A 17,757-nucleotide genomic window follows, 5' to 3' on the forward strand; every position below is an offset into this window, starting at 1 on the left:
TTGCTAGACGATCTGCCTCGTGTCGGCGGGCTTGTGCAGCGCGCCGACCAGGATGCGTAGCGCCTCCGTCAATTCCGATCTGTTGCGCGCGGCACCGAGCGAGACGCGCGCAGCATGCGGCGGTGTTCCGTCGACCGCGAAGGCGTCGCCGGCAACGATTGCGAGCCCGTTGCGCAGCAGATGCGCTGCGACGTCCGGTCGCCCCTCGGGCAGTCGGAGCCACAGATGATGGGCGGCCGGCTTCGCCTGAAACTGAAAACCCTTCAATGCGCGCTGCGCCAGCTGCTGGCGGCCGACGGCCTCGTTGCGGATCGCCGTGATGATGCGGTCGGCGATGCCGCTCTCGAGCCAGTGCGTCACCAGTGCGACCATCAGCGGCGCCGGCATCTGCACGGTGGCTTGCAAATAAGAGCGCATCTCCTGCTGTGAAGCACTGTCGGGCGTCAGCAGATAGGCCACGCGCAGCGCCGGCGCGATGCATTTTGACAGCGTGGTCGCGAGATACGTCCGCTCCGGAATGAGGTTGGCGATCGGCGAAGCCGCGCGATCGAGCAACCCGTAGGCATCGTCCTCGATCAGTGTGGTGTTCGCATCGCGGATGATCTTTGCGATCGCGCTGCGCCGCTCGGGAAGAAGCGTCGCGGTGGTCGGATTGTGCAACGTCGGAATGAGATAGACGGCCTTGGGCCTGTGCGTGCGACAGGCCTTTGCCAATGCATCGGGCAGGATGCCGCCCTCATCCATGGCCACACCGACGGGCTTGATTCCGAGCCGTGCTGCGGCGGCCTTGATGCCGGGGAAGGTGAGGGCTTCCGTCAGCACGATGTCGCCGGGCCGGGCCAGATGGGCGAGCAGGTTGAACAGAATCGTCTGCGTGCCCGGAAAGATCACGAGCTTGTCGGCATGCGCGTGGCCGACGCGGGCACGCATCCATCGCGCCGCGACCTCGCGCTCATGCGCGCTGCCGCCGGGCGGCTGGTAGTTGAGATGCGCGGTCAGGCCCGATTGCGCACGGATGGCTTCGAGGCCTGCGATGATGCGCTCGTCGAGCTGTGCTTCGAGCGGATGCGGCGGCACGTTCATCGAAAGGTCGATTGCCACGGGATGCGGCAGGTCGACCGCGCGGCGCGCGCTGGTCTCCGACACGAACGAGCCCTGGCCGACCCGGGCCTCCATGATGCCGCGGCGCCGCGCCTCGGTATAGGCGCGGGTCACCGTGGTCAGGTCGATGCCGAGCGCCCTGGCCAGCGCGCGCTGCGTTGGCAGTTGCTGGCCGCGCACCAGCCGGCCGGCGGCGATGTCGGCCTCCATGGCCTCGACGATGCGCTGGTAGCGCGGCCCTGCGAGCTCCGAGATTGTAGGGACCCAATCCATGCAATTTTGGCCCATATCCTTTGAATGTATGGATGCCGGATATTATTGTATGGATCAGCAAAACGGAAGAGGTGTGGTCATGGCGACCGGTTCAGTCTCTCTGGCAAAGGCGATGTGGCGGGGTTTTCGCGGCAAGTGCCCGAACTGCGGCGAAGGACATATGTTCGGACGCTTCCTCAAGGTCGCCGACAGCTGCGATCATTGCGGCGAGGAACTGTTTCACCAGCGCGCCGATGATTTCCCGGCCTATCTGGTGATGGTCGTGGTCGGCCATCTCGTGGTACCCGCGATCCTCGTGGTCGAGACCGCCTATGCGCCGCCGGTCTGGCTGCAATTGGCGGTGTGGCTGCCGGCGACGCTGTTCGCGTCGCTCGCATTGTTGCAGCCGACCAAGGGCGCCATCGTCGGTCTGCAATGGCAGATCGGCATGCACGGCTTCGCGGCGAGCAAGCTGCGGCGCGAATCAGGTCAGCTTGCGCCCGTGCTTGTGAAAGCAAATACACGCGCCGCCTGAGACACGTCGCGACGTTTACATCGCGTGGCTGCCCGCTACACTCCATCGCATCAAACAAGAACGATGGAAACGCCGATGGCTGCACGCGCAAAAACCTTCCTGCTCTGTCACGGCGCGTGGTCCGGCGGATGGGCCTGGAGGAAGATGCATCCGCTGATGGCGCAGGCCGGCCACCGTCTGGTTGCGCCGACCTACACCGGGCTCGGCGAGCGTTCGCATCTCGCTAATCCCGCGATCGACCTGGAGACGCATATCCAGGACATCCTCAACGTCATCACCTTCGAGGATCTCAGCGACATCGTGCTGCTCGGCCACAGCTATGGCGGCATGGTCGCGACCGGCGTCGCCGATCGCGCGCGAGAGCGCGTGACACAGTTGATCTATCTCGACGCCTTCGTGCCGCGCGACGGCGAGTCGCTGTTCGATCTGAATGAGGCCGGACGCGAGCCGATGCGCAAGGCCGCCGCCTCCGGTGACGGCTATCGCATCCCGCCGAACCCGCCGCCGCCGGACACGCCGCCAGCCGATCTCGACTGGCTCAATGCGCGCCGCATCAACATGGCGATCAAATGTTTCGAGACGAAACTGAGGCTCGAACACGGCGAGCCGGCGATGCCGCGCAGCTACATCTACTGCAAGCGGATTCCGCCGGACGATGTGTTCGGGCAGTTCGCGAAGCGTGCGAAGAGCGAGGAGGGCTGGCGCTATATGGAGCTCGACGCCAGCCACGCGCCCAACGTGACGGCGCCGGAGGCGCTGATGGCTGTGCTGAGTGAGATCGTCGCCTGACCACCCCCGTCATTCCGGGGCCTCGTGAAGCGAGAGCCCCGGAATGACCGCCTGCCAAAATGGTGAGGGGCCCGGCACGTTAGCGCCGAACCCCTCGTTGCAAGATATCAGCCGGCCTGTAAGCCGGGTTCTGTAGGGCACCGTCCGCTTGCGCGAACGATACGAGACGGCCATTCCTCTGGGACCATGTTTGCACATGGCCTCGAGCAACCTACCCGGACGGCGGGCCTGACATCGCCCCGCGGCGTTATCGCTTGCGCGAACAGCCCGCTACGCCGTCCCTATTCGGTTTTGCTCCCGGTGGGGTTTACCATGCCGACCCCGTTGCCGGCGCCGCGGTGCGCTCTTACCGCACCTTTTCACCCTTACTTCCTCCGAGGAGGGAGCGGTTCGTTCTCTGTGGCACTTTCCCTGGGGTCGCCCCCGCCGGACGTTATCCGGCACCGCATGTCAAGGGAGCCCGGACTTTCCTCCCCGGCGGCCTTTCGGCACCTGCCGGAGCGGCCGTCCGGCCGACTGACGGCCTAGGCAATGGGCATTTATGACGGTTTCGTCAAGCAGAGATCGCCGCGTACGCTGCGGCGTAAATAATTTATCCTGAAGATGTCGCTGGGTGTGCCCCCCGTTCGACTGGATGTCGGCGATCCAGCCGAACAACAGGAGTTGAGCCATGCAGTATTTGCTGCTGATCTACCGGAACGAAGCGGAATTGAGCAAGATGACCCCTGCGGACCATCAGGCGATGTCGGCCGAGTACGGTACTTACACGCAGTCCATCGTCCAGAGCGGCCATTTCAAGGCCGGCGATGGCCTCCAGCCGACCACGACCGCGACCACCGTGCGCGTGCGCGACGGCAAGACGCTGACGACCGACGGTCCGTTCGCGGAGACCCGCGAGCAGCTCGGCGGCTACTATCTCGTCGAAGCCAAAGACCTCGACACCGCCATTGCGCTCGCCGCGCGGATTCCCGGAGCCCGGTACGGGTCGATCGAGGTCAGGCCGGTCATGATCTACAAGTGATCTCGTCAACCGACATCGACAAGATTTTTCGCGACGAGGCGGGGCGGGCGCTGGCCACGCTGATCCGCCTCGTCGGCGATTTCGATCTCGCCGAGGATGCGCTCCAGGATGCGTTTGCGGTTGCGCTCGAACGCTGGGCGGCGGGAGAGCTCCCTGACAATCCGCGTGCGTGGCTCGTCAATGTCGGCCGCAACAAGGCGATCGACCGTGTCCGGCGGCAAGCGGTCTTTCGCGGCAAGCAGCAGGCACTCGTGCACGAGCTGGAGTCGAACGCGCAAGCGCCGGACGAGCCGCCCTTGATGCTCGACGACGACATGCTGCGGCTGATCTTTACCTGCTGCCATCCGGCCTTCGCGCCCGAGGTTCAGGTCGCGCTGACCCTGCGCACTGTATGCGGTCTCACGCCGGCGCAGGTCGCTCGCGCTTTCCTTATCAGTGAGGACGCGATGGCGCAGCGCCTGGTCCGCGCCAAGCAGAAGATCAGGCTCGCCGGCATTCCCTATGAAGTGCCCGAGCGCAGTGCGCTGACGCTGCGACTCAATGGCGTGCTCGCCGTGATCTATCTCGTCTTCACCGAAGGCTACGTCGCGACCTCGGGCGAGGATCTGATGCGGCCCGATCTCGCGGTCGAAGCGATCAGGCTTGGCCGGCTGCTCGACTGGTTGATGCCGGATCGCAGCGAGATCAAGGGGCTGCTGGCCCTGATGCTGCTGCACGATGCGCGCCGTGCCGGCCGCGAGACCGCGGCGGGCGATGTCGTGCTGCTGGAAGAGCAGGATCGTTCGCTGTGGAATCGCGCGCAGATCGAGGAAGGGCTGGGACTGGTGGAAGACGCGCTCAGCGCGCCCGGACGCCCGCAACCCTATGCGGTGCAGGCTGCGATTGCCGCGCTACATGCCCGCGCGCCGAGCTACGAACAAACTGATTGGCCGCAGATCGCCGGTCTCTATGAAGTGCTGCTGCGGATCAGCCCGTCGCCTGTGATCGAGCTCAACCATGCGGCGGCCGTCTCGATGGTCGATGGCCCGGCGCGCGCACTCGATCTCGTCAACGCGATCGCGGCACGCGGCGGGCTCGACGGCTACGAACTGCTGCCGGCGGTGCGCGCCGATCTGTTGCGACGGCTCGACCGCAAGGAAGAGGCGCGCGAAGCGTATCGCGCGGCGACAGCGGCGACGCAGCTCGAGCCGTTGCGGCGCCTCTATGCACGGCGCATAAAGGAGCTTGACTAGAGCGTGGACGACGGGACTCAGATGCCGAGCGCGCTTTGGTAGGCGAAGAGGGCGGGCGCGCCGCCGGTGTGCAGGAAGATGACGTCCTCGTCGTTGCGCCAACGCCCTTGGCGGATCATCGCGATCAGTCCGGCGAGCCCCTTGCCCGAATAGACGGGGTCGAGCACAAGCGCCTCCGATTGTCCCGCCAGCCGGATCGCTTCGATCGTGGCCGCGTGCGGCACCCCGTAGGCGGGGCCGGCATGGCCGGCGACCACTTCGACCATGGCCTCGTCGAAATCTGCGCCGAGCAGATCCGCCGCTTGCCGCGCAAGTGTCACCACATCGGCGCGCACCCGCGCGGGCTCGGCATCGATATCGATCCCGATGACTTTTGTGTCCGGCATGGCCACCGCCGCGCCGACGACTAGGCCCGCTTGGGTGCCTGCGCTTCCGCTGCAATGCACGATCGCGGACGGTGCGAAGCCCGACAGCGCCGCCTGCCGCGCGATTTCGGCGATCGTGGTGGCATAGGCCACCGCGCCGAGCGCATTCGAGACGCCATAAGGCACGAAATAGGGCTTGCGCCCCCTCGCGCGGAGATCGTCTACGAGCGTGCGGATGGCCGCATTGCGGTCGCCGGTCCAGGGCACGTCGTGCAGATGAGCGCCGAACAGCCGATTGAGAAAGGCGTTGCCCGAGGTCTCGTATTCAGGTGTCGGCGGCGCGAGGCGGCCGTGATAGACGGCGAGATGACAGGCGAGCCCGAGCTTTGCCGCAACCGCCGCAACCTGCCGCTGGCTGTTCGATTGCACGACACCGCCTGAGACGATCGTATCGGCGCCGTTTGAAACGGCATCGTGCAGGACATAATCGAGCTTGCGCAACTTGTTGCCGCCGAATCCAAGTCCGGTCGCGTCGTCGCGCTTGACCCACAGCCGCGGCCCGCCGAGCAGAGCCGTCAGCCGCTTCATGGGCTGGAGTGGCGTGGGAAGATCGGCCAGGCCCAGGCGCGGAAAAGCGGCGAGGCGGTCAGTGAGCGGCTTGCGATCGATAGGCATCGTTTTGTTCGTCCCGCTCGCGCGATGGCCGGACAATAGCCCGAAGCGTCACTTTGACGCCACCGCCGTCCCCTCTGCGGGCAGGCTTGCCAGCAGCGCCTGCAAGGTCGATAGCGTCGAGTGATCCGCAACGCCATCCAGTCGCGCCGGGCGAAAATGGCGCTGGAAGGCGGTGACGACTTCCATCGTCGATGCGTCGTATTTGCCGGTCAGCGGCACGCCATAACCATATCGCGCGAGCGCCTGTTGCAGGCTCAGCACCTCGTCGCTGATGGTGCCCAGCATCAGGCCCTCGCCGCGCACGACCGGCGCCGGCGTCACCCAGTGACCGACGCCGGAATTAGCCAGGGAATGCCACGGGAATTTTTCGCCGGGATCCTTCTTGCGCGCGGGCGCCACGTCGGAATGGCCGAGCACGCGCTGCGGCGATACTTTTCGGCGCAGCATGATGCCGCGGCACAGCGCGATCACGGCGGCGATCTGGCGCAGCGGAAACTCGGGATAGCCCCAATCGTGGCCGCGATTGACGATCTCGATGCCGATCGAGCAGGAGTTGATGTCGTCCTCGCCGGCCCAGGCCGAGACACCGGCGTGCCAGGCGCGCCGCGCTTCCTGCACGCATTGCACGATGCGGCCGTCCTCCAGCACGACGTAATGCGCCGAGACTTCCGTGCCCGCCGTGCACAGACGCGCCAGCGCGCCCTCGACATCGGGCATGCCGGTGTAGTGCAGCACGATCATGTCCGGCTGCCGTCCCTTGCTGCGCTCACCATGATTGGGCGAGGGGATGATGTCGGAGACGATCGAGGAATCGGGCTCGAACGTCCTCATGCTCGCCGCGGCCTTGGGAACCGGGAGAACGCGTTGACGCTTCGAATCAGCTCCAGGTGGCGTGGACGAACCGGACGACATAGACAGCTCAAGTCGGGCAGGAGAGTGGGCCAAGCTCTTATCTTTCAAGCCCTTATCTTTACTATTCCTTTACCGTCCGCCGCGCGCAATCGCGCAGCGCGGTTAACGCGTGCATTTTGCCCGCAATGTGTGGATGAAGCATCACCGGCGAGCGACCTTTTCGACTTGTAATCGAGCGATCAACGCTTTCTTAACGCTAAGGGCCGTTACTGAGAGGTGAAGAGCCGACCCGCGTCCGGAGGCGGCCAAAAGCGTTTTTGGCTCGAAATCCCATGGCTGCCCGACATATTCCACTGGGAACACCGGGTTTGCCGCCTGGGACGACCGGGCTGGGCAAGCATGTTGGACTGGGGCTTTGTCGTGGAACCGCCGCGACGCGGAATAATTCGAGGCGTGATGGGCTTTCTCGCCCCCGATGTCACCTGCGCGTTCGGCAGGCGTGGCGCATGAGCTCCGCGCCTCACATTCCCGTGCTTGGCCGCGAGGCGATCGATCATCTCGTCCCGCGCGCCGGTGGCGTTTATGTCGATGCCACGTTTGGCGCCGGCGGCTACAGCCGGGCCATCCTCGATGTGCCGGGAACCCGCGTCATCGCGATCGATCGCGACCGCACGGCGATTGCCGGCGGCTTTGAACTCGTCGAGCGCTCCGAGGGCCGGCTGACGCTGGTCGAGGATCGCTTCTCCAATCTCGCCGAGGTCTGCGCCGCGCAAGGTGTCGATGCCGTCGACGGCGTCGTGATGGACGTTGGCGTGTCATCGATGCAGCTCGACCAGGCCGGCCGTGGCTTCTCCTTCCGTCTCGACGGCCCGCTCGACATGCGGATGGGGCAGACCGGGCCGACGGCTGCCGATGTCGTCGCGCGCGCCTCCGACAGCGATCTCGCCGACATCATCTATCTCTTCGGCGAGGAGCGGCAGTCGCGCCGCATCGCGCGCGCTATCGTCGCGGACCGGCAGGAGACGCCGTTCACGACAACGCGTTCGCTTGCCGATCTCATCGGCAGGGTGGTGCGCTCGAAGCCGGGCGACATTCACCCCGCGACGCGGACGTTCCAGGCGCTGCGCATCTTCGTCAACGAAGAGCTCGAGGAGCTCCAGGCCGCGCTTGCTGCGGCCGAGCACGTGCTCAGGCCCGGTGGGCGCCTCGTGGTGGTCTCGTTCCACTCGCTGGAAGACCGTATCGTCAAAAATTTCCTTTCCGAGCGCGCCAAGACCGGCGGTGGCTCGCGGCATCTGCCGGAAATGGCGCAAGTCGCGTCGAGCTTCCAGCTGCTGACCCGGCGGCCGGTGATCGCGGGCGAAGCGGAAGTCGCGCACAACCCGCGCGCCCGTTCCGCCAAGCTGCGCGCCGCCGAGCGCACCTCAGCGCCCGCGCATGACGATTCTGAGCCATCGTCCTGGCCAAAGCTCTCCGACGTGATGAGGGGAGGCTAGCGCATGCGCGTCATCCACCTCCTCGTCATCGGCGCGCTGATTTTTGCGGCGGCCTATGTCTACCGGATCAAGATGGACTCCACCGCCCGCACCGAGAAGGTGCTGCGGCTGCATGCCGAGATCCGCGAGCAGCGCGATGCGATCGCGGTGCTGCGCTCCGAATGGGCCAAGCTCGATGCGCCCTTGCGCCTGCAAGGGCTGGCCGAGCGGCATCTGCCGCTCAAGCCGATCGGCGCGACGCAATATGATTCCCTGAAGAACCTGCCCGAGCGTCCGCCGCGGATGTTCAGGCCCGGCGAGCCCGATCCGATCGGGTCCATGATCAACACCATCGAAGCCGCGAGCGATCCGGACAGCGTGACGGGCTCTGTGCCGAAGCCCGAGGACAAGCAATGAGTGCTGTGACCCCGGCCAAACCGACTGAACCTTGGCGCCAGCGGCTGATCCGCAGCCTGCTCTACGGGCGCAATGTCGATCGTGCCGCCAAGGCTCGCGCGCGCGTTGGGCTCGCAATGCTCGCTTTCGCCGCGGTCTACCTCATGATCGGGGGCCGTCTTGTGATGTTCGCGATCGGCGCCGACGCCCACGGCGCGCGGCGCGCCGCGTCGCAAGAAGTCGTTGCGACCGCGCGGCCCGACATCGTCGACCGCAACGGCGCGATTCTCGCGACCGACGTCAAGGCGTCGAGCCTGTTCGGCGAACCGCGCCGCATCATCGACAAGGACGAGGCGATCGAGCTTCTGACCGCGACCGTGCCCGATCTCGACGAGGCCGAGGTGCGCGAGCGCCTGTCGGGACGGAAGGGCTTCGTCTGGCTCAAGCGCGAGATCACGGCCAAGCAGCAGCAGGACATCCACAAGCTCGGCATTCCCGGCGTGGGCTTCCTGCGCGAGAACAAGCGCGTCTACCCGACCGGCAACGAGGTCGCCCACCTCATCGGTCTCGTCAACATCGACAACCAGGGCATCGCCGGCATGGAGAAGTGGCTCGACAATCAAGGGCTCGCCGATCTCCATCGCGCTGGCCTTGCCACCGATCGCCTGCAAAAGCCGATCGAGCTGTCGGTCGATCTGCGCGTCGAGCATGCGCTGCGCGACGAGCTGCTCAAGGCCAAGGAGAAGTTTCACGCCAAGGCGGCCTCCGGCCTCGTCACCAACGTCAACACCGGCGAGATCGTAGCGATGGTGTCGGTGCCGGATTTCGATCCGAACAATCCGAAGGAAGCCCACGATCCCGACCGCATCAACCGCCTGACCACCGGCGTCTACGAGATGGGCTCGACCTTCAAGGCCTTCACGCTGGCGATGGCGCTCGACACCGGCAAGTACGGTCTCGACTCGCTATGGGACGCGCGCGGACCGTTGCACTACGGCAAGTTCGCGATTCATGACGACGAGCCGAAGGGGCGCTTCCTCTCCATGAAAGAGGTATTCACCTTCTCCTCCAACGTCGGCGCGGCGCGCATCGCGCTGTCGCAGGGCGTGGAGGCGCACAAGGCGTTCCTGCGCAAGATGGGCCAGATGGAGCGGCTGCGCACCGAGCTGCCGGAGAGCGCCTCGCCGATCCTGCCGCGACGCTGGAGCGACCTGAACACCATCACCATCGCGTTCGGCCATGGTATCGCGGTCGCGCCGCTACAGGCCGTGATGGGCGTCAGCGCGCTCGCGAACGGCGGCCTTCTGATTCCCCCGACCTTCCTTAAGCGCTCCGAGGAGGAGGCGCGGGCGATCGCAAAGCGCGTGATCAAGCCCGAGACCTCGGACAAGATGCGCTTCCTGATGCGGCTGAACGCAGAGATCGGCACCGCCAAGAGGGCGAATGTCCCCGGTTACTACATCGGCGGCAAGACCGGCACCGCCGAAAAGGTGGTCAACGGCCGTTATGCCAAGAAGCGGGTGCTGACGGCGTTCACTGCAATCCTGCCGGCGGACAAGCCGAAATATCAGCTCCTGATCATGCTCGACGAGCCGCAGCCGCTGAAGGAGACCTACGGCTTCATCACCTCGGGCTGGAACGCCGTTCCGACCGCGGGCAACGTCATTGCCCGTATCGGGCCGCTTCTCGGCATCGAGCCCCGCTTCGACCTGCCGCCCGCGGACCGCCTTATTCTTGCAGCATCCAGGACAACCCAGTAATCAACCGGGTGGACCGTTGCCGCCACTGAGTCGGGATTTTCCCTGGCGATTCGGCTTTCCGGCACGGCATGTCGACTGGAAGACCATGAAGCTGCGCGACCTCTTGGGTCAGGAAGTTTTGGGCAATGATGCCGCGATCGAGCCCGCTGTCGCGGCGCTCGAGGTGAGCGGCGTTGCGCTCGACAGCCGCGTGGTCAAGCCCGGTGATCTCTTCTTCGCGCTCGCGGGCAGCAAGACCGACGGCGTGCGCTTCGTCGATGCCGCAATCGCGGCCGGTGCGGTGGCCGTGGTCGGCGATCACGCACCGGCGGATGGCAAGGCGACGTTCATCGCGGTTGCCAATCCGCGCCGCGCGCTGGCGCTGGCCGCGGCAAAATTCTTCCCCCTCCAGCCTGCGACGATCGCCGCGGTGACAGGCACCAGCGGCAAGACGTCGGTTGCGGCATTCACGCGCCAGATCTGGGAGCGGCTAGGGCATGCCTCGGCCAGCATCGGCACCATCGGCCTCGTCTCGCCGAAACGCACGGTCTACGGTTCGCTGACGACACCGGATCCGATCGCGCTGCATCGCCAGCTCGACGAGATCGCGCGCGAGGGCGTGACGCATCTGGCGTTCGAGGCCTCGTCGCACGGCCTCGATCAATATCGCCTCGATGGCGTGCGCGTCTCCGCCGGCGGCTTCACCAATCTGACGCGCGACCACATGGATTATCATCCGACCGTCGCGCATTACCTCGCGGCAAAACTCAGGCTGTTCCGCGAGCTCGTTCCGCCCGGTGGTGCCGCGGTGATCTCTGCCGACCATGATTGCTCGGCGGAAGCGATCGATGCCGCGAGGGCACGTGGTCTGCACGTGATGGCGGTGGGACGCAACGGCGATGGAGAAGGCGAGGGCATCCGCCTCGTCCATGCCGAGGTCTCAGGCTTCTCGCAAGAGCTCTCGCTTGTACATCGCGACAGGGCGTATGCTGTCCGGCTGCCGTTGGTCGGTGAATTCCAGATCGAGAACGCGCTGGTGTCGGCTGGGCTTGCCATCGGCACCGGCAGCGATGCGGCCAATGTGCTTGCGAGCCTGGAACATCTCGAGGGCGCCAAGGGCCGGCTCGAGCGTGTCGGTGAGCGCAACGGCGCGCCGATCTTCGTCGATTATGCCCACAAGCCCGATGCACTGGCGAAGGCGTTGCAGGCGCTGCGGCCTTACGCGAAGCGCAGGCTGATCGTCGTGTTCGGCGCCGGCGGCGATCGTGATGCCGGCAAGCGTCCGATCATGGGCGAGATCGCGGCTGACAATGCCGACGGCGTCATCATCACCGACGACAATCCGCGCAGCGAGAAGCCCGAGGCCATTCGCGCCGCGATCCTCGCCGCCGCCAAGGGCGCCCGCGAGATCGGCGACCGCGCGGCCGCGATCCGCGCCGCGATCGAGGAGCTTCAGGACGGCGATGCGCTGCTGATCGCCGGCAAGGGCCACGAGACCGGGCAGATCGTCGGCAGCGAGGTGCTGCCCTTCAGTGATCACGAGGCGGTTGCCGCCGCACTCGGAACGGGGGTCGCATGAGCGCGCCATTGTGGACGGTTGCCGAGGTGGCGCGTGCGCTGGGCGTGACCGGATCATTCCCGGACACGCCAATCGACTTCGTCACCCAGGACAGCCGGCAGGTGAAGCCTGGGAGCCTGTTCGTCGCGCTCAGCGGCACGCCGAGCGGCGGTTTCATCTCGGCCTTCGCCAGCGCACGCGACGGCTGGGAGTTCGCCGACAAGGCGGAAGCTTCCGGCGCGGTTGCGATGATCGTGCCGCACGAAATCGCCGGCATTCGCATCCCGCAGATCGTCGTGAAGGACACGCTGATCGATGGCCTCTGGGGCCTCGCTCGTGCCGCACGCGCGCGCTTCAACGGCCCGGTGATCGGCCTCACCGGCAGCGCCGGCAAGACCAGCACCAAGGAATTTCTGGCGGCTTATCCGCAGGCCTATGCGAGCCCGTCGAGCTTCAACAATTTCTGGGGCGTGCCGCTGACGCTGTGCAATGCCAAACCCGACGCCAGTCTCTGGGTCGTCGAGATGGGCATGAACCAGACCGGCGAAATCGCGCGCCTCAGCGAGTTGACGCGGCCAACCGTCGCACTCGTCGTCAACGTCCAGCCGGTGCATCTCGAAAAGCTCGGCTCGCTCGAAGCCATCCGCCGCGAGAAAGTGTCGATTGCGCTCGGCCTGGCCGAGGATGGCGTGCTGGTGCTGCCGGCCGGGATCAAGGCACCCGACTGGAAGGGCAAGGTGGTGCGCTTCGGCGAGAAGGCCGAGGTGCACGAGGTCAAGCACGCGCCGCATGGCGAGAGCTGGCAGGTCGTGGCCGCGATTGGCAAGAAGGAGATCGCGTTCAGCCTGACGCCGGGCGCGCCGCATCGCGTGCACAATGCGCTCGCCGCGCTTGCGTCGATCCATGCCGCCAAGCTCGATGCCGCGACGCTTGCGATCAAGCTCGATCGCGTCGGCATCATGACCGGCCGCGGCGTCGAGCAATTGGTCGGCGGCGTTACCGTGATCGACGACAGCTTTAACGGCAATCCGGCGAGCGTTGCGGCCGCGCTGCAAAGCCTCCAGGCGCGTCGCATGACCGGAGGCCGCCGCGTCGCGGTGCTCGGCGACATGCTGGAGCTGGGCGACGATGCGCGTGGCTATCATACCGGCCTGACCGCACATCTCGCCGGTATCGACGGCGTCTACTGTGTCGGGCCGCTGATGCGCCACCTCTATGATCTGCTTCCCGCCGGCAAGGGACTCGGCTGGCACGACGACCCCGCCACGCTGAAGCCGAGCGATGTCGCGGGCCTGCTGAAGGCAGGCGATGTCGTGGTTGTCAAGGGCAGCAAGAAGATGTTCTGGGTCAACAAGTTTGTGCCGGGCCTAGTGGCCGCCTTGCAGGCAAAGGCGTAAACTGCTTGGCGCGTGAGGCGAAATCTGCGTCTGAAAAGTCCGCGTGCGAAAGGCGTCATAGGACCGTCTGAATGTTTTACTGGCTGATCGAGCTCTCCAACACATTTCCGAGCTTCGGTGCAATTCGCACCGTCCTGAACGTCTTCCGCTACATCACGTTCCGCACCGGCGGTGCCATCGTCACCGGCGCGTTGTTCGTGTTCCTGTTCGGGCCGTGGATCATCGATCATCTGCGCATCCGCCAGGGCAAGGGCCAGCCGATCCGGACCGATGGTCCGCAGTCGCATCTCGCCAAGAAGGGCACGCCCACCATGGGCGGGTTGATGATCCTGTCCGGCCTCACCGTCGGCACGGTGCTGTGGGCCAATCCACTCAACCCCTATGTCTGGATCGTGCTGGCGGTCACGCTCGGCTTCGGCTTCGTCGGCTTCTATGACGATTACCTCAAGGTGACCAAGCAGACCACGAGCGGGTTCGGCGGCAAGCTGCGCCTCTTGATCGAGGCGATCATCGCGATGGTTGCCTGCTACGCGCTGGTGCGGCTCAATCGCGATCCTGCGTCGACCGCGTTGACGATACCCTTCCTGAAGGACACGGTGCTGCATTTCGGCTGGTTCTTCGTTGTGTTCGGCGCCTTCGTCATCGTCGGCGCCGGCAATGCGGTGAACCTCACGGATGGTCTCGACGGCCTCGCCATCGTCCCCGTGATGATCGCGACCGCGAGCTTTGCGATGATCGCCTATCTCGCCGGCAACGCGGTGTTCGCCGACTATCTCCAGATCAAATATGTCGCCGGCACCGGCGAGCTCGCAGTGCTCTGCGGCGCGCTGCTCGGCGCCGGCCTCGGTTTTCTCTGGTTCAATGCGCCACCCGCTTCGATCTTCATGGGCGACACCGGCTCGCTCGCTCTCGGCGGCATGCTGGGTGCGATCGCGGTCGCGGTGAAGCACGAGATCGTGCTCGCGGTGATCGGCGGCCTGTTCGTGCTGGAAGCGGTCTCCGTCATCGTGCAGGTAGTGTCGTTCAAGCTTACGGGCAAACGCATCTTCCGGATGGCGCCGATCCATCACCATTTCGAGCAGCTCGGCTGGACCGAGCCGCAGATCGTGATCCGGTTCTGGATCATCTCGGTGATGCTGGCGCTCGCCGGCCTGTCGACCTTGAAGCTGCGGTAATCGATCGATGATCCCGGTCACGTCTTTCGCGGGCAAGACAGTCGCGGTGTTCGGCCTCGGCGGCTCGGGGCTCGCCTCCTGCCACGCGCTCAAGGCGGGCGGCGCCGAAGTTATCGCCGGCGACGACAACGCCGACAATGTCGCCAACGCCGCGCAGACCGGTTTCATCACCGCGGATCTGCGCAACGTGTCCTGGGCGAATTTCGCGGCGCTCGTGCTTGCGCCCGGCGTGCCGCTGACGCATCCGGTGCCGCATTGGAGCGTGCTGAAAGCGCAGGAAGCGGGCTGCGAGGTGATCGGCGACATCGAGCTGTTCTGCCGCGAGCGGCGGCGGCATGCGCCGAACGCGCCGTTCGTCGCGATTACCGGTACCAATGGCAAGTCGACCACGACGGCGCTGATCGCGCATCTGACGAAAGTCGCCGGATACGACACCCAAATGGGCGGCAATATCGGCACCGCGATCCTGTCGCTGGAGCCGCCGCGCATGGGCCGCGTCCACGTCATCGAGATGTCGTCCTACCAGATCGACCTCACGCCCTCGCTCGATCCCTCCGTCGGCATTTTGCTCAATGTCAGCGAGGACCATATCGACCGTCACGGCACTATCGCGCATTACGCCGCGGTGAAGGAGCGTCTCGTTGCAGGCGTGCAGCCAGGCGGCACCGCGATCGTCGGCGTCGATGACGGTTTTTGCCGCGACATTGCCGACCGGCTCGATCGTGCCGGCAAGAAAGTCGAGCGCGTCTCGGTGAAGAATCCGCTCGCGACCGGCTTCTCAGTCGAGCACGGCACCATCGTGCGCGCGTCTGGTGGCGCGAAGAGCGAGGTCGCAAAGCTCGGCGGTATCGGCTCGCTGCGCGGCCAGCACAATGCGCAGAACGCGGCCTGCGCCGCCGCCGCCGTGCTCGCGATGGGCATCGGCCTCGATGTGCTTCAAAACGGTCTGCGCAGCTTTCCTGGCCTTGCGCATCGCATGGAGCAGGTCGGCCGCCGCGGCCAGGTGCTGTTCGTCAACGACTCCAAGGGCACCAACGCGGATGCCACCGCGCATGCGCTGTCGTCCTTCGCCGACATTTTCTGGATCGCCGGCGGCAAGCCGAAGGCCGGCGGCATCACCAGCCTAACCTCCTTCTTCCCGCGCATCCGCAGGGCCTATCTGATCGGCGAAGCCGCGCAGGAATTTTCCGGCACGCTGGGCACGCAGGTGGCGCACGAGATCAGCCAGACGCTCGACATCGCCGTCGAGCACGCCGCGCGCGACGCGGAAGCCTCGGGCCTCACCGACGCCGTCGTGCTGCTGTCGCCGGCCTGCGCCTCCTACGACCAGTACCGCAATTTCGAGATCCGCGGCGCCAAGTTCCGCGAGCTGGTGCAGGCGATGCCGGGCGTGAAGCCGGTGGTGTGAGGATGTCGCGGCGACGCTGGATCGGATTAGTGGTCGCCGCTCTTGCCGTTCCGATCGCCGCGGGCTTTGTCTTCGTTGTCCTCATCGACAATGTCATGAGCGGGTTCGGCGCGTGCCGCGTCGTTCGCCAGCGCGCGTTCGCCTCCCCAAGCGGCAGTCAGTTGGTCGTCGTGGTCTGGAAGTCGTGCGGCGCGACGGTGCCCGACAGCACGCAAGCCAGCGTCGTGGCTCGCGGCCGGACGTTCTCGCCTGACAATACGCCGACGTTCTTGAGCCTTCGGGAGCACTCGGATGTTGTCGTCTCCTGGGTAGGAGAGCACGCAGTCAGAATCGGCGTCATTCCCGGATCAATCCAGATCTACAAGCGCGATCAGCACGCGGGGGATGTCACGATCAACTACGACTAGGGCCGCGGTTGGATCTATCGCCAAAGTTATCCATTCCATTAACCCCCCGGTAACCAACCTCGGCGACCAATGGACGATCTCTGTCCGAAAGCGGCCGCCATGCTCTCCCGTGAAGAACGCACCCCCTTTTCCGAGTGGTGGTGGACCGTCGACAAGCCGCTGTTCGGCGCGATCCTGGTGCTGATGCTGACCGGGGTCATCCTGTCGCTGGCGGCGAGCCCGCCGGTGGCGACCCGCATCGGGCTCGATCCCTTCCATTTCTTCAGCCGCCACGTGATGTTCCTGGCGCCGTCCTTCATGGTGCTGCTCGGCGTCTCCTTCCTGTCGCCGCGCGCGATCCGCCGTTCGGCGCTGATCATCTTCACGCTCAGCATCATCCTGATCGTGGTGACGCTGGCCATCGGCCCCGAGGTCAAGGGCTCACGACGCTGGATCACGCTGCTCGGTGTCAACATCCAGGCCTCCGAAATCGCAAAACCGTCCTTCGTCGTCATCGCCGCATGGCTGTTTGCGGAGTCGACAAAACGGCCCGAGATGCCGGCGACCTCGATGGCGCTGGTGCTGCTGTTGATGCTGGTCTCGCTCCTGGTGATGGAGCCGGATTTCGGCCAGACCATGCTGATCCTGATGGTGTGGGGCTCGCTGTTCTTCATCGCGGGCATGCGCATGATCTGGGTGTTCGGCCTTGCGGGTGCCGCCGCAGCCGGCCTGTTCAGCGCTTACTTGTTCGTCCCGCACGTTGCGGGCCGCATCAAGCGCTTCATGAATCCGGCGTCAGGCGACACCTTCCAGGTCGATACCGCGATGGAAGCCTTCTACAATGGCGGCTGGTTCGGGCTCGGGCCGGGCGAGGGCATCGCGAAACGCAGCCTGCCGGACAGCCACACCGACTTCGTGTTCGCGGTGGCCGCCGAAGAGTTCGGCATTATCCTGTGCCTCGCCATGCTGGCGCTGTTTGCCTTCGTCGTCCTCCGCACGCTGTCGCGCGCCTATGCGAACGAGGACATGTTCTCGCGCTTCGCGGCCTCCGGCCTGGCGATCCTGTTCGGCGTGCAGGCTGCGATCAACATGTCGGTCAACCTCCAGCTCATTCCGGCGAAAGGCATGACGCTGCCGTTCATCTCCTATGGCGGCTCCTCGATCGTGTCGCTCGCCTATGGCGTCGGCATGATGCTCGCGCTGACACGGCTGCGCCCGCGCACCGAGGTCGAGGCCAGCGGCCACGCCGAGGCGATGCGGAGTTACGCGTGACAGGTCTCGTGTCCCGGACAAGCGCAGCGCCGAGCCGGGACCCAGACTGTCGCCACCATAGGCCCGGTTCAGCAGCGCACCACGCCGCGAAGAGGCGGCGCGCTGCGTTGCGCCCGGGGGCACGAGCAT

16 protein-coding genes and 1 other RNA gene are annotated in these 17,757 nt (G+C 65.7%); 13 read left to right on the forward strand and 4 right to left on the reverse strand.

All coding sequences use genetic code 11. The features are described from left to right. Positions 1-3 precede the first annotated feature (3 nt). On the reverse strand, positions 4-1,374 hold the full coding sequence (locus IC761_RS08895; protein WP_195802882.1) for an aminotransferase-like domain-containing protein: 1,371 nt from the start codon (positions 1,372-1,374) through the stop codon (positions 4-6). A 79-nt stretch (positions 1,375-1,453) separates the two neighbouring features. Here IC761_RS08895 and IC761_RS08900 point away from each other — a divergent pair, with 79 nt between their 5' ends. Then, positions 1,454-1,888: a DUF983 domain-containing protein gene (locus IC761_RS08900; protein ID WP_246791470.1), complete on the forward strand. Its 435-nt coding sequence runs from the start codon at positions 1,454-1,456 to the stop codon at positions 1,886-1,888. 75 nt (positions 1,889-1,963) lie between these two features. Beyond that, on the forward strand, positions 1,964-2,677 hold the full coding sequence (locus tag IC761_RS08905) for an alpha/beta fold hydrolase (RefSeq protein WP_195802884.1): 714 nt from the start codon (positions 1,964-1,966) through the stop codon (positions 2,675-2,677). Positions 2,678-2,780: 103 nt separating this feature from the next. Here the strand turns inward: IC761_RS08905 and rnpB are convergent. Then, positions 2,781-3,197: RNase P RNA component class A (gene rnpB, locus IC761_RS08910), an RNA gene on the reverse strand. Positions 3,198-3,347: 150 nt separating this feature from the next. Between rnpB and IC761_RS08915 the strand changes: the two genes are divergently transcribed. Next, on the forward strand, positions 3,348-3,698 hold the full coding sequence (locus tag IC761_RS08915; protein WP_195802885.1) for a YciI family protein: 351 nt from the start codon (positions 3,348-3,350) through the stop codon (positions 3,696-3,698). Next, positions 3,695-4,930, forward strand: a complete 1,236-nt coding sequence (locus IC761_RS08920; protein ID WP_438265097.1) for an RNA polymerase sigma factor — start codon at positions 3,695-3,697, stop codon at positions 4,928-4,930. Before IC761_RS08915 ends, IC761_RS08920 begins: the two co-directional genes overlap by 4 nt. A gap of 17 nt (positions 4,931-4,947) precedes the next feature. Here the strand turns inward: IC761_RS08920 and IC761_RS08925 are convergent, their stop codons facing one another. Together IC761_RS08925 and IC761_RS08930 are read right to left on the reverse strand one after the other, a co-directional pair. Then, entirely contained in the window at positions 4,948-5,970 is a 1,023-nt protein-coding gene (locus tag IC761_RS08925; protein WP_195802886.1) for a D-cysteine desulfhydrase family protein, read from the reverse strand. Between the two features lie 48 nt (positions 5,971-6,018). Beyond that, entirely contained in the window at positions 6,019-6,801 is a 783-nt protein-coding gene (locus IC761_RS08930; RefSeq protein ID WP_195802887.1) for an N-acetylmuramoyl-L-alanine amidase, read from the reverse strand. Between the two features lie 527 nt (positions 6,802-7,328). Between IC761_RS08930 and rsmH the strand changes: the two genes are divergently transcribed. The 9 genes from rsmH (at position 7,329) to ftsW (ending at position 17,628) form a co-directional block, all read left to right on the forward strand. Further along, positions 7,329-8,318, forward strand: a complete 990-nt coding sequence (rsmH, locus tag IC761_RS08935; RefSeq protein WP_195802888.1) for a 16S rRNA (cytosine(1402)-N(4))-methyltransferase RsmH — start codon at positions 7,329-7,331, stop codon at positions 8,316-8,318. A gap of 3 nt (positions 8,319-8,321) precedes the next feature. Next, positions 8,322-8,714, forward strand: coding sequence for a cell division protein FtsL (gene ftsL / locus IC761_RS08940; protein WP_195802889.1), 393 nt, complete (start codon positions 8,322-8,324; stop codon positions 8,712-8,714). Continuing rightward, a complete protein-coding gene (locus tag IC761_RS08945; protein ID WP_195802890.1) occupies positions 8,711-10,453 on the forward strand; it encodes a peptidoglycan D,D-transpeptidase FtsI family protein in 1,743 nt (580 codons plus the stop codon). Before ftsL ends, IC761_RS08945 begins: the two co-directional genes overlap by 4 nt. An 85-nt stretch (positions 10,454-10,538) precedes the next feature. Beyond that, positions 10,539-12,011, forward strand: coding sequence for a UDP-N-acetylmuramoyl-L-alanyl-D-glutamate--2,6-diaminopimelate ligase (locus IC761_RS08950; protein ID WP_195804597.1), 1,473 nt, complete (start codon positions 10,539-10,541; stop codon positions 12,009-12,011). Beyond that, positions 12,008-13,387 (forward strand): UDP-N-acetylmuramoyl-tripeptide--D-alanyl-D-alanine ligase, encoded by a 1,380-nt coding sequence (locus IC761_RS08955; protein ID WP_195802891.1) that lies wholly within the window; start codon positions 12,008-12,010, stop codon positions 13,385-13,387. Before IC761_RS08950 ends, IC761_RS08955 begins: the two co-directional genes overlap by 4 nt. A 71-nt stretch (positions 13,388-13,458) precedes the next feature. Further along, a complete protein-coding gene (gene mraY / locus IC761_RS08960; RefSeq protein WP_195802892.1) occupies positions 13,459-14,562 on the forward strand; it encodes a phospho-N-acetylmuramoyl-pentapeptide-transferase in 1,104 nt (367 codons plus the stop codon). Positions 14,563-14,569: 7 nt separating this feature from the next. Then, positions 14,570-15,970 (forward strand): UDP-N-acetylmuramoyl-L-alanine--D-glutamate ligase, encoded by a 1,401-nt coding sequence (gene murD / locus IC761_RS08965; RefSeq protein WP_195802893.1) that lies wholly within the window; start codon positions 14,570-14,572, stop codon positions 15,968-15,970. Between the two features lie 2 nt (positions 15,971-15,972). Continuing rightward, positions 15,973-16,377, forward strand: coding sequence for a hypothetical protein (locus IC761_RS08970; protein WP_195802894.1), 405 nt, complete (start codon positions 15,973-15,975; stop codon positions 16,375-16,377). 99 nt (positions 16,378-16,476) lie between these two features. Further along, complete coding sequence (ftsW, locus tag IC761_RS08975; protein ID WP_195802895.1) at positions 16,477-17,628, forward strand: putative lipid II flippase FtsW; 1,152 nt, start codon at positions 16,477-16,479, stop codon at positions 17,626-17,628. The last annotated feature ends 129 nt before the right edge of the window (positions 17,629-17,757 follow it).

It is taken from the genome of Bradyrhizobium commune, assembly GCF_015624505.1.
Classification (GTDB): domain Bacteria; phylum Pseudomonadota; class Alphaproteobacteria; order Rhizobiales; family Xanthobacteraceae; genus Bradyrhizobium; species Bradyrhizobium commune.